The organism is Cupriavidus sp. GW821-FHT07C08 (genome assembly GCF_059419025.1).
In genome coordinates, this window is sequence record NZ_JBWKQZ010000062.1 from 1 (window position 1) to 11370 (window position 11370).

The following is an 11370-nucleotide window of genomic DNA, read 5'->3' on the forward strand; positions in this document are numbered from 1 at the left end:
TGGTTACCGCTTTGCCTGGTCAACCCGAGCTTGTCAGTTGCCTTTCAAGCTCCGGCCTTTAGGCCGGGGTAGTTGACCGCTTGTTCCTTCGCATCGGGCTGCATGGTACGGGCAAGCGCGGCGCGACTCAATCTTTCGTGCCCCCGACCCCCGACTATACCCACGCCGCCCGAAGGGCCGCGATCAGGCCGCCAGCACGATCGCGCCGGGGTCACTAAGATAGCGAGCCATACGCATTGCCCGCGTGCGGCACCAGCCGCCCGCCATCCACCACATGAATCACGACTCTATCCCCAACGGCGCAGGCGTTGCCTGGTCCGTGCTGGACCTGGCCCCCATCCCTGAAGGCAGCGATGCCGGCCAGGCCATGCGCAACTCGCTCGACCTGGCCCGCCATGCCGAGCAGCTGGGCTACCACCGCTACTGGCTGGCCGAGCATCACAACATGCCCGGCATTGCCAGTGCCGCCACCGCCGTGCTGATCGGCTATGTCGCCAACGGCACCAGGACCATCCGCGTGGGTTCGGGCGGCGTGATGCTGCCCAACCATTCGCCGCTGGTGATCGCCGAGCAGTTCGGCACGCTGGCCTCGCTCTACCCGGGCCGCATCGACCTGGGCCTGGGCCGCGCGCCCGGCACCGACCAGGCCACCGCGCGCGCCTTGCGCCGCCACCTGTCGGCCGACAGCGCCGATACCTTCCCGCAGGACGTGGAAGAACTGCAGGCCTATTTCGACGACGTGCGCCCCGGCCAGCGCCTGCGCGCGGTGCCCGGCGCAGGGCTCAAGGTGCCGATCTGGTTGCTGGGCTCGAGCTTGTTCAGCGCGCAGCTGGCCGCGGCGATGGGCCTGCCGTTCGCCTTTGCCTCGCACTTTGCGCCGGGCTTCATGCGCCAGGCGGTGGACCTGTACCGGCGCACCTTCCGGCCTTCCGAAGCGCTGGACCGGCCTTATGTGATGCTGGGCCTGAACGTGTTTGCGGCCGAGACCGGCGACCAGGCGCGCCGGCTGTTCAGCTCGTTGCAGCAGCAGTTCCTGGCGCTGGTGCGCGGCACTCCGGGGCAGCTGCGCGCGCCGGTGGACGATATCGAATCGCTGTGGACCGAGAGCGAGGCCGACCATATCCGCCGCTCGCTGGCGTGCTCCGTGGTGGGCGATCCCGACACCGTGCGTGCCGGCATGCAGCGCTTTGTCGATGACCTGCGCCCGGACGAGCTGATGCTGGCCGGGCAGATCCATGACCACCAGGCGCGCCTGCGCTCGTTCGCCATCGCCGCCGATGCTGCGCGCAGCCTGAAGACCTCATCAGCGCTCTGAGCGCCTGCGATGCTCCGGTATGGCGTGCGCCGCACTTGCGGCGTGCGCCCGTGAGCGCGCCTCCCCTAATCCTGTTTGCGCACCGTCGATCCGCTCGGATACATTAGAAGGCCCGAGACACAGAGGCACGGCTCCCGCAGCACGCGCCCGACAGTCCGCCCGATCCACCACCCCATTCATCACCCATGGGGCCGACGGCAGCGACGACAGGAGACAACGATGGACCTGCGGCAACGCGAGCACATCGAGACGGTGGTCCAGGCCACCACATACCTTGCCCCGCCGGCCGTGCTTGCGGACCGGATCGCGCACGACGCCATCATCCAGAACTCATGGCGCCGCTGCGTGCACCAGTACGGCCTGGATCCGTCGCGCATGCAGGAGGCGCGCATCCTGCCGCAGCCGCGCCTGCGCGAGCACCAGGAACGTATCGACGACTTCGCGCGCATCGCGCGCCACGGCCTGCAGAGCCTGTACGGCCAGGTCGCGGGCCTGGGCTATGTGGTGCTGCTGACCGATGCGCAGGGCGTGACCGTCGACTATATCGGCGAAGCCCGCAGCGATGCCGCGCTGCGCCACGCGGGCCTGTACCTGGGCGCCGAGTGGAGCGAGAGCGGCGCCGGCACCTGCGCGGTCGGCACTGCGCTGGCCACGGGCCAGGCGCTGACGGTGCACCAGGCCGACCATTTCGATGCCACCCATATCCCGCTGACCTGCACCGCCGCGCCGCTGTTCGACACGCACGGCAACCTGCACGCCATCCTTGACATCTCCGCGCTGACCTCGCCGCAGGCCAAGGACAGCCAGGGGCTGGCGCTGCAGATGGTGCGCATCTATGCCGCGCATATCGAGAACGCCAACTTCCTGCGCGCGCACCGCCGCGACTGGATCCTGAAGCTGAACGTGGCGCCGGAGTTCGTCGACGTCAATCCCGAATACCTGCTGGCGCTTGACGAGGCCGGCCGCATCGTCGGCCACAACCACCGCGCCCGGCTGATGCTGGAAGGTGAGCTGGGTGGCGCACCGGGCGCCACCGTGCTGGGCCAGCGGTTCGAGACGCTGTTCGACGCGCGCCTGGAAGACCTGGGCCACTATGTCTATTCGCGCCCGAGCGAGCAGCGCCTGGTGGCGCTGACCCGCAGCGGCGGCCTGCTGTACCTGAGCGTGTTGCCGCCCGCGCTGCGCTGGCAGGCGCCGCCCGCCGAAACGCAGGCGGCGATGCCGGATGCCCTGGCGGCGCTGACTGGCGGCGATGCCGCGCTGCAGCAGCAGTTGCAGCGCGCGGCGCGCCTGGTCGATTCGCCCATCAACCTGCTGATCCACGGCGAGACCGGCAGCGGCAAGGAGTTCCTGGCCAAGGCGCTGCATCTTGCCAGCGCGCGCCGCGGCGGGCCCTTCGTAGCGGTGAACTGCGCGGCGATCCCTGAAACCCTGATTGAGAGCGAATTGTTCGGGCACCTGCCCAACAGCTTCTCCGGCGCAGGCCCGCGCGGCAAGCGCGGCCTGATCCAGGAGGCCGACGGCGGCACGCTGTTCCTGGACGAGATCGGCGACATGCCGCGCGAGCTGCAGTCGCGGCTGCTGCGCGTGCTGGCCGAGGGCGAAGTGCTGCCTGTCGGGGCCGCGCGGCCGGTACCGGTGCGGCTGCGGGTCATCTCCGCCACGCACCACAGCCTGGAGCAGCTGGTGGCCGACGGGCGCTTCCGCGAGGACCTGTACTACCGCCTCAACGGCGCGCGCTTCACGCTGCCGCCGCTGCGTGCACGCACCGACCTGGACTGGCTGGTCCGCAAGCTGCTGCAGGAAGGGGGCGCAGAAGGCGGCGAGATCACGCTGTCGCCCGCGGCACGCGAGCGGTTGCACCGCCACCGCTGGCCCGGCAACCTGCGCGAACTGCGCAACGTGCTGGAGTACGCGCGCGCGGTCTGCGCCGACGGCTATATCGATGTGCCGGACCTGCCTGACAGCCTGGCGGGACCCGCACCGTCCGCCGTCCTGCCGCAGCCAGGTTCCGCGCAGTCACCCACTGCAGCACCGTTCGATCCGCACCAGTTGCCGCCGGAAGGCATGCTGCTGATGCAGTACCTGCGCGCGTCCGGCTGGAACCTGAGCGCGGTCGCGCGGCAGATCGGCGTCAGCCGCATGACGCTGTACCGGCGCATGGAGCGCTACGGCATCCAGTCGCCCAACCGGCGCGACGGCGGCCCGGAGCCCACCGACGCATAAGCCGGCAGGCAGCACGGCGCACGCGCGCCATCCCCGCGATACGGTTGTCCATCCCCTGTACACCTGCGCTGTGACACCTGTCACAGCGCAGCGTCGTTTTTGCCCTGCCGCCTTGGGGTAATCCCTCGGATCCGACCCCGCTGAGGCCCCTGTTTCCCCGGTTTTCACTGCCTGCGCGCACTGGCACAGCCATTGCAAATACGCCTGGCAAGACAACGACAACAGGAGACAGGCAATGGGGCACGCAGCAGGCGCCAGCGCGCAGATCGCGCCAGTGGTCGGCATCATCGCCAACCCGATTTCCGCGCGCGACATCCGCCGCGTGATCGCCAACGCCAACAGCCTGCAGCTGGCCGACCGCGTCAATATCGTGCTGCGCCTGCTGGCCGCGCTGGCGTCCTGCGGCGTGGAGCGCGTGCTGATGATGCCCGACCGCGAAGGCCTGCGCGTCATGCTGGCGCGGCACCTGGCACGCCGGCAGGGGCCGGACTCGGGCCTGCCCGCGGTCGACTACCTTGACATGCCGGTCACCGCGCGCGTTGACGACACCCTGCGCGCCGCGCGCTGCATGGCCGATGCGGGCGTGGCCGCCATCATCGTGCTGGGCGGCGACGGCACTCACCGCGCGGTGGTGCGCGAGTGCGGCGCGGTGCCGATCGCGGGCCTGTCGACCGGCACCAACAATGCCTACCCCGAAATGCGCGAACCCACCATCATCGGGCTGGCCACCGGCCTCTATGCCACGGGCCGCATTCCCCCTGCGCAGGCGCTGGCGTCGAACAAGCGGCTCGACATCGTCATCCGCGACGGCAACGGCGGCTTTCGCCGCGATATTGCGCTGGTGGATGCGGTGATCTCGCACGAGCACTTCATCGGCGCGCGCGCCTTGTGGAAGACCGACACGCTTGCCGCCGTCTACGTGTCCTTTGCCGACCCCGAGGCCATCGGCCTGTCATCCATCGCCGGGCTGCTGGAGCCGGTGGGCCGGCGCGAAGAGGGCGGCCTCGCGATCGAGCTGGCCGCCCCCGGCGAAGGCGAATTCGACCTGTGCGCGCCGATCGCGCCCGGCCTGATGTGCACCGTGCCGGTGGCCGGCTGGCAGCGGCTTGAACACGGCCGGCCCCATCGCGTGCGCCAGCGCAGCGGCATTGTCGCGCTGGACGGCGAGCGCGAACTGGCCTTCGGCCCGGACGACGAAGTCACCGTCACCCTGCATGACCACGCCTTTCGCAGCATCGACGTCGCGGCCTGCATGCGCCATGCCGCGCGCCACCAACTGATGCGCCGCCTGCCGCAGCCCGCCGCGGCGGGATGACGCGCGGGCACCGCGTCCGCCCGCTTTTCCCCTTTCTTGAAGTGCAACACCTGAAAACGAAGGAGACAGACATGACAGCCAGAGCTTCTCAAGATTCCGCCGCGCTGCCGCTCGACAAGGAGACGTTGCTGACGGTGTATCGGAAGATGCGCACCATCCGCGATTTCGAAGAACGCCTGCACGTGGACTTCGGGCGCGGCGACATCCCGGGCTTCGTCCACCTGTACGCGGGCGAGGAAGCCGCGGGCGTCGGCATCCTGCACCACCTGAACGATGGCGACCGCATCGCCAGCACGCACCGCGGCCACGGCCACTGCATTGCCAAGGGCGTCGATCCGGTGGCGATGATGAAGGAGATCTACGGCAAGAAGGGCGGGTCGTGCAATGGCAAGGGTGGCTCGATGCATATCGCCGACCTGTCCAAGGGCATGATGGGTGCCAACGGCATCCTGGGCGCGGGCGCGCCGCTGATCTGCGGCGCCGCGCTGGCTGCCAAGTTCCGCGGCAAGGGCGAGGTCGGCATCACCTTCTGCGGCGACGGCGCCTCCAACCAGGGCACCTTCCTGGAAAGCCTGAACCTGGCCGCGGTGTGGAACCTGCCGGTGATCTTCGTGATCGAGAATAACGGCTATGCCGAATCGACCTCGCGCGATTACGGCACCGCGGTGGACAGCTACGTGGACCGCGCCGCCGGCTTCGGCATCCCGGGCGTGACGGTGGACGGCACCGACTTCTTCGCCGTCCATGAAGCGGCCGGCGAAGTAATCCGGCGCGCGCGCGAAGGCGGTGGGCCGTCGCTGCTCGAATGCAAGATGGTCCGCTTCTACGGCCACTTCGAGGGCGATGCGCAAACCTACCGCGCCGCCGGCGAACTCGACGATATCCGCGCCAACAAGGATTGCCTGAAGCTGTTTGGCCGCGCCGTGACCCAGGCCGGCGTGGTCGCGCGCGAAGAACTCGACGCGATCGACCGCGAGGTCGCCGCGCTGATCGAGCACGCCGTGCAGGAGGCCAAGGCCGCACCGCAGCCCGGGCCCGAAGACCTGCTCACCGACGTCTACGTCAGCTACTGATCCGCCACGCGCTAACCCAATATCAGGAGACAAACCATGGCTCGCAAACTGAGCATCAAGCTGGCGATCAACGAGGCGATCGACCAGGAAATGACCCGCGACCCCAGCGTCATCATGCTGGGCGAAGACATCGTCGGCGGCGCCGGCGCGGACGGCGAGAAGGACGCCTGGGGCGGCGTGCTGGGCGTGACCAAGGGCCTGTACGCCAAGCATGGCGACCGGCTGCTGGACACGCCGCTGTCTGAATCCGCCTATGTGGGCGCCGCCATCGGCGCCGCGGCCTGCGGCATGCGCCCGATCGCCGAGCTGATGTTTATCGACTTCATGGGCGTTTGCTTCGACCAGATCTTCAACCAGGCGGCCAAGTTCCGCTACATGTTCGGCGGCAAGGCCGAGACCCCGGTGGTGATCCGCGCGATGGTCGGCGCGGGCTTTCGCGCGGCCGCGCAGCACAGCCAGATGCTGACGCCGCTGTTCACGCATATCCCCGGGCTGAAGGTGGTCTGCCCGTCCACGCCGTACGACACCAAGGGCCTGCTGATCCAGGCGATCCGCGACAACGACCCGGTGATCTTCTGCGAGCACAAGAACCTCTACGGCCTGGAGGGCGAGGTGCCAGAAGGCGCCTACGCGATCCCGTTCGGCGAGGCCAATATCGTGCGCGACGGCAAGGACGTGTCGATCGTCACCTACGGGATGATGGTGCATCGCTCGCTCGAAGCGGCCGCCACGCTGGCCAAGGAGGGCATCGAGGCGGAAGTGATCGACCTGCGCACGCTCTCGCCGCTGGACATGGACACCGTGCTGGAATCGGTCGAGAACACCGGCCGGCTGGTGGTGGTGGACGAGGCCAGCCCGCGCTGCAATATCGCCACCGATATCTCGGCGCAGGTTGCACAGCAGGCGTTCGGCGCGCTCAAGGCGGGTATCGAGATGGTGTGCCCGCCGCACACGCCGGTGCCGTTCTCGCCAACGCTGGAGGACCTTTACATCCCCAGCGCCGCGCAGATCGTGGCCGCCGCGCGCAAGACCATGAAGGGAGGCAAGCACTGATGGCAACCGCAATTTCCCCCACGATTATCCCGATCGTGATGCCCAAGTGGGGCCTGTCGATGAAGGAAGGCACGGTCAATGCGTGGCTGGTCGACGAAGGCACCGAGATTACCGTGGGCCTGCCGATCCTCGACGTGGAAACCGACAAGATTGCCAATGCGGTGGAGGCGCCCGACGCGGGCACGCTGCGCCGCAAGGTGGCGCAGGCCGGCGACGTGCTGCCGGTGAAGGCGCTGCTGGGCGTGCTGGCACCTGCGGAGGTGAGCGATGCGCAGATCGATGACTATGTCGCGGCTTATGAAACGCCGGCGGACGATGCTGGCGAAGAAGACGCCGCTGCCGCGTACCAGTTTGCCGACGTCGACGGCATCCGGGTCCGCTATGCCCGCAAGGGTGGCGGCGCCGAAACCGTGCTCTTCATCCACGGATTTGGCGGAGACCTGGACAACTGGCTGTTCAACCTCGATCCCCTGGCCGACGCGTACACCGTGGTGGCGCTCGACCTGCCCGGCCACGGACAGTCGTCGCCGCGGCTCGCGGGCACGACGCTGGCGCAGATGGCCGGCTTTGTAGCGCGCTTCATGGACGAGACCGGGATCGAGGCGGCGCATGTGGTCGGCCATTCGATGGGCGGTGGCGTGGCGGCGCAGCTGGCTGTGGATGCACCGCAGCGGGTGCTGTCGGTGGCGCTGGTGTCGCCGGTGGGCTTTGGCGACGCCGTCAACAGCGGCTATACCGAAGGCTTCGTCAGTGCCCAGTCCCGGCGTGAGCTCAAGCCCGTGGTCGAACTGCTGTTCGCCGACGCGGGGCTGGTCAGCCGCCAGATGCTGGACGACCTGCTGCGCTACAAGCGGCTGGATGGCGTCACCGAGGCGCTGACGGCGCTGGGGCAGGGGCTCTTTGGCGGCGGCCGCCAGAGCGAGCAGCCTGGCCAGCGGCTGGCCGGCAGCGGCAAGCGCGTGCTGGTGGTGTGGGGCGGTCAGGACCAGATCATCCCGGCCGCGCACGCTGAAGCCGCGCCGCCGGGAGCAACCGTCAAGGTCTTTGCCGATGCTGGCCACATGAGCCAGATGGAGAAGGCCAATGACTTCAACGCGCTGCTGAGAAAGCATCTGGCCGGCTGAGGCCGCGCGCGGATGGCGCCGCCCCAGGGCGCCATCCGCTCGGCCAGTTCGCCTTGTTCGAATGCAAGACAGGACACCTCATGACCACAGACCTGAAGACCCGCCTGACCGAGATCAACAAGCAATTCGGTGCGCTCGGCCAGGCCCAGCCCGCCGCCATGAGCGCCTTCCAGGGCGTGATGAAGGCCGCCACGCAGGACGGCAGCCTGCCGGCCGCCGTCAAGGAACTGATTGCCGTCGCGCTGGCGGTGCAGAAGGGCTGCGACGACTGCGTGCTGTTCCACACCAGCCAGGCGCTGCGCCATCGCGCCACGCGCGAGCAGCTGGCCGAAGTGCTGGCCATCAATATCGAGATGGGCGGCGGACCGGGCGCCATGTATGCGTCGAAGGCGCTGGCGTACTTCGATGCGCTCAACGCCTAGCCTTGCTAGACTCGGCACGTTGCCATCCGGAGGCTGGTGCCATCCCATGCCGTTTGAATTTGTCGATGCGGCCCATGCCGGGCAGGTGGGCAGCGACCCGCTGCAGGATGAACTGGCCTTGCTCGATCTCGCGGCACAGGGCCGGCAGATGGCGCAGCTGTGGGAGGCGCCGCTGTCGCTGGTGGTGCCGCGCACCTACCTACGCCACGCCGCGCTGGAAACTGCGCGCGCCGACTTCTCGCAACAGGGATGCCCGGTGTTCCTGCGCATGTCGGGCGGCGGGCTGGTGCCGCAGGGCCCTGGCATCCTCAACCTGAGCCTGGCCTACGCAGTGGGACAGCCGCCGGGTGCGCGCAGCGACGCGGTCTACCTGCACTTGTGCGAGGTCATCGGCGACGCGCTGCAAGCGCTGGGCGTCGAGACGCACTGGCAGGCCGTGGCCGGCTCCTTCTGCGACGGTCGCTTCAACCTGGCCTGGGGCCCGCCCGAGGCCGCGCGCAAGATCGCCGGCACGGCGCAGTACTGGCGGCGCGCACCTGCGGCCATGCAAGCGCCCGACGGGCAGCGCCACCTGGTGCTGGCCCATGCGGTGCTGCTGGTCAGCGCCGACCCCGTGCAGATCAACGCGCGCGCCAATGCGTTCGAAGCGGCCATCGACAGCGGCCGGCGCTATGACGCGGGCAAGGTCGTCAGCGTGCGCGAGGCGTTGTTGGCTGGCGGCCGCGCGGTCGATGACGACGCTGTGCTGATGGCGCAGGTATCGGCTGCGCTGCGGCGAAGCGTCGGGCAGACGCCGCCGCCAGCGTAGTCGCCTGACCAGGAGACGCCAATTGGCGATCTCAAAAAAAATCGCGGCCCACGCGGGGCCGCTAAAAATCGGGAATGCGAGGCGTGTCAGATGCCTCAGGAGACGTTATCGACACAGTGTGGACCACCGAGACCCCACTTCGGTGGGGTCTATCAAGCACAATCATGGAGGCGAGTGATCGCTTACGCGATCAGGTAGGCGGAGTGCGGGTCCGGCCGGATGGCAGCGCGCAGCTTGCGCACGCTGGCTTCCAGTTCGGCATGGGCGGCATCGAGCCAAGCCACGCGATGACGCACCGGGTCCTTGGCCGACAGGTCGCTGGCGGCGATCTCGCGCAGGAAGTAGCGCACCATGCTGCCGGCGCGCGCCGGCACTGGCATCATCCCCAGCAGTTGAGACTTGGCCAGCAGCCGGCGGCTGACTGCATGCCGCAGCCCTGCCCAGGCGGTACGGCCCAGCGCGATGTACAGCGCATCCGTGCGCATCTGCCGCACGGCGCCCAGGAACTGCGCTTCGAATACCTCGCGCAGCATCGGTGTCTCCAGCAGTTCTTCCAGTGGTCCGTCGAACGCCAGACCGCGCCGCGTGGTGGCATGCGGCAGCAAGGCAAGCGGTTGCAGGCGCTCGAACCCGTTGTTCCACAATGCCGCGGCGTGCGGCAGGCCGACCAGTTCGGGCACCCGGAAGTGGTCGAGCATGCGGATCAGGTTGGGCCGCACCAGCTTGCCGCCCAGCTCGACGCGCCGCTTGTTCTCGCGCTGGATCACGCGGCCGGGTGCATGGGCGCGCATCAGTTCCTCGGTGACGGCGGCGGCCAGCCGCACATGGGCGTGGCCGGGCGTGGTGCTGACCAGCACCAGGGGTGCCTGGGTGTTCAGGTATTCGCAGGGCACGTAGTGCATGGCGTAGGTGCTGTCCTGTGCCACCACAACCGGTTTGGCGATCACGCCGACTGCGCCCGCAAGCCGAACCTGCGCGCAATACGCTTCGATGAAGTTGGTCAAGGAATCCCCCCGCTCGCTTCGATGTATCGGCGCTTTCTATTGGCGCCTTCTACTTGTTCTGCTTTCCGTTCATGGTAAGCCTGCGGTGCAGGGCAGATAAAGCGCGCGGCGCCGGTTTGACCGGAATCCGACGAAACCTTGGTGGGCCAGCCAACATACCGGAGCAGGATGCCCCTCGAACGGGTGGGGCACGCGCGTGGTTCACGGCAGGTACGGTATCGCACCGCGTGCGTCAGGACGATGACATCAGGCGGGAGGGAATCAGCCGGAACGGGACGGCCTCGGGCGGCGGGTCGCCGGAAAGAAAAGACCGGACACGTGCGTGTCCGGTGAACCCATTTGCTGACTCAGGTAGTGTCACAGCCCGAGAGCTACAAATGATAACGATTATCATTTGAGTCGACAATAGCAAAGGGCGCGATCTTGCCGGTGGGGTCAGGCAATCGAAGTCTGGATGGAAAACTGTCCCGACAAGGTTTTGTGCACCGGGCAGCGGTTCGCCACGCGGAGCAGGTCATCCAGGATCTGGGGCGTGAGCTCACCGCTGACCTTGACCTCGCGATTCATGGTGTAGGTCCCGTTGGCCTCTTCATGAGCGACCGATACATGGACTCCGGTGATCGCGTAGCCCTTGCGTTTGGCGTACAGCTGTAAAGTCAGCGTGGTGCAGGCGGCCAGGGCCGAATCCAGCAGGTCATGCGGGTTCGGGTATTGGGTGTCGCCGCCGGCAGATGCATCCAGGTCGGCCTGCCACTCGGCAGTCCCGTTGGTCAGGTGGCAGATGCTGTTGCCCTGGCTTGGTTGCCAGGTCGCTTGGATAGTCATCAAACGTCCCCATCTATAAGAGAGAGGCCCGGTGGGCCGGAACAGCCATTCTATAAGCAGCGCCGGGCGAGGGCTGAAGTGGCTTGAAATGCCTTTTTTGGGCGAGTTGGCTTTTTTTCGAAGAACCTCTTGCCAACCCCGCCGCGGTCACTTAATATTCGCCCCCTCGCAACACAACGCAGCGCTGCAAAGCAGACGCAGCAAG

The 11370-nt window shown here is 67.9% G+C and carries 10 protein-coding genes; 8 read left to right on the forward strand and 2 right to left on the reverse strand.

The window, feature by feature from the left end; all coding sequences use genetic code 11:
* The first annotated feature begins 274 nt into the window (after positions 1-274).
* From AC07UK_RS38455 to AC07UK_RS38490, 8 genes are all read left to right on the forward strand, one after another.
* Positions 275-1315 carry an LLM class flavin-dependent oxidoreductase gene (locus tag AC07UK_RS38455; RefSeq protein ID WP_436224430.1) on the forward strand — a complete coding sequence of 347 codons (1041 nt, stop codon included), beginning with the start codon at positions 275-277 and terminating at the stop codon, positions 1313-1315.
* A gap of 219 nt (positions 1316-1534) precedes the next feature.
* Positions 1535-3541: a sigma-54-dependent Fis family transcriptional regulator gene (locus AC07UK_RS38460; protein WP_436224429.1), complete on the forward strand. Its 2007-nt coding sequence runs from the start codon at positions 1535-1537 to the stop codon at positions 3539-3541.
* A gap of 235 nt (positions 3542-3776) precedes the next feature.
* Complete coding sequence (locus AC07UK_RS38465) at positions 3777-4856, forward strand: ATP-NAD kinase family protein (RefSeq protein ID WP_436224428.1); 1080 nt, start codon at positions 3777-3779, stop codon at positions 4854-4856.
* A 71-nt stretch (positions 4857-4927) separates the two neighbouring features.
* A complete protein-coding gene (locus AC07UK_RS38470; protein ID WP_035824681.1) occupies positions 4928-5929 on the forward strand; it encodes a thiamine pyrophosphate-dependent dehydrogenase E1 component subunit alpha in 1002 nt (333 codons plus the stop codon).
* Positions 5930-5965: 36 nt separating this feature from the next.
* Positions 5966-6982, forward strand: coding sequence for an alpha-ketoacid dehydrogenase subunit beta (locus AC07UK_RS38475; protein ID WP_013951850.1), 1017 nt, complete (start codon positions 5966-5968; stop codon positions 6980-6982).
* A complete protein-coding gene (locus AC07UK_RS38480; RefSeq protein ID WP_436224426.1) occupies positions 6982-8106 on the forward strand; it encodes an acetoin dehydrogenase dihydrolipoyllysine-residue acetyltransferase subunit in 1125 nt (374 codons plus the stop codon). Before AC07UK_RS38475 ends, AC07UK_RS38480 begins: the two co-directional genes overlap by 1 nt.
* An 80-nt stretch (positions 8107-8186) precedes the next feature.
* Positions 8187-8528: a carboxymuconolactone decarboxylase family protein gene (locus AC07UK_RS38485; protein WP_035824708.1), complete on the forward strand. Its 342-nt coding sequence runs from the start codon at positions 8187-8189 to the stop codon at positions 8526-8528.
* A 46-nt stretch (positions 8529-8574) separates the two neighbouring features.
* Complete coding sequence (locus AC07UK_RS38490; RefSeq protein WP_494688318.1) at positions 8575-9336, forward strand: lipoyl protein ligase domain-containing protein; 762 nt, start codon at positions 8575-8577, stop codon at positions 9334-9336.
* A 182-nt stretch (positions 9337-9518) separates the two neighbouring features.
* On the opposite strand, the gene AC07UK_RS38495 is transcribed toward AC07UK_RS38490, so the two are convergent.
* Both AC07UK_RS38495 and AC07UK_RS38500 read right to left on the reverse strand, forming a co-directional pair.
* The gene (locus AC07UK_RS38495) at positions 9519-10340 is read right to left on the reverse strand and encodes a hypothetical protein (RefSeq protein ID WP_436224424.1); all 822 of its coding nucleotides are present in this window, start codon (positions 10338-10340) and stop codon (positions 9519-9521) included.
* Positions 10341-10775: 435 nt separating this feature from the next.
* Positions 10776-11165, reverse strand: coding sequence for an OsmC family protein (locus tag AC07UK_RS38500; protein ID WP_114136116.1), 390 nt, complete (start codon positions 11163-11165; stop codon positions 10776-10778).
* Positions 11166-11370 lie beyond the last annotated feature (205 nt).

Excerpts from the sequence above, each read along its gene's own strand:
- AC07UK_RS38455 (WP_436224430.1), top strand. The coding sequence starts at position 275 with ATGAATCACGACTCTATCCCCAACGGCGCAGGCGTTGCCTGGTCCGTG.
- AC07UK_RS38460 (WP_436224429.1), top strand. The coding sequence starts at position 1,535 with ATGGACCTGCGGCAACGCGAGCACATCGAGACGGTGGTCCAGGCCACC.
- AC07UK_RS38465 (WP_436224428.1), top strand. The coding sequence starts at position 3,777 with ATGGGGCACGCAGCAGGCGCCAGCGCGCAGATCGCGCCAGTGGTCGGC.
- AC07UK_RS38470 (WP_035824681.1), top strand. The coding sequence starts at position 4,928 with ATGACAGCCAGAGCTTCTCAAGATTCCGCCGCGCTGCCGCTCGACAAG.
- AC07UK_RS38475 (WP_013951850.1), top strand. The coding sequence starts at position 5,966 with ATGGCTCGCAAACTGAGCATCAAGCTGGCGATCAACGAGGCGATCGAC.
- AC07UK_RS38480 (WP_436224426.1), top strand. The coding sequence starts at position 6,982 with ATGGCAACCGCAATTTCCCCCACGATTATCCCGATCGTGATGCCCAAG.
- AC07UK_RS38485 (WP_035824708.1), top strand. The coding sequence starts at position 8,187 with ATGACCACAGACCTGAAGACCCGCCTGACCGAGATCAACAAGCAATTC.
- AC07UK_RS38490 (WP_494688318.1), top strand. The coding sequence starts at position 8,575 with ATGCCGTTTGAATTTGTCGATGCGGCCCATGCCGGGCAGGTGGGCAGC.
- AC07UK_RS38500 (WP_114136116.1), bottom strand. The coding sequence starts at position 11,165 with ATGACTATCCAAGCGACCTGGCAACCAAGCCAGGGCAACAGCATCTGC.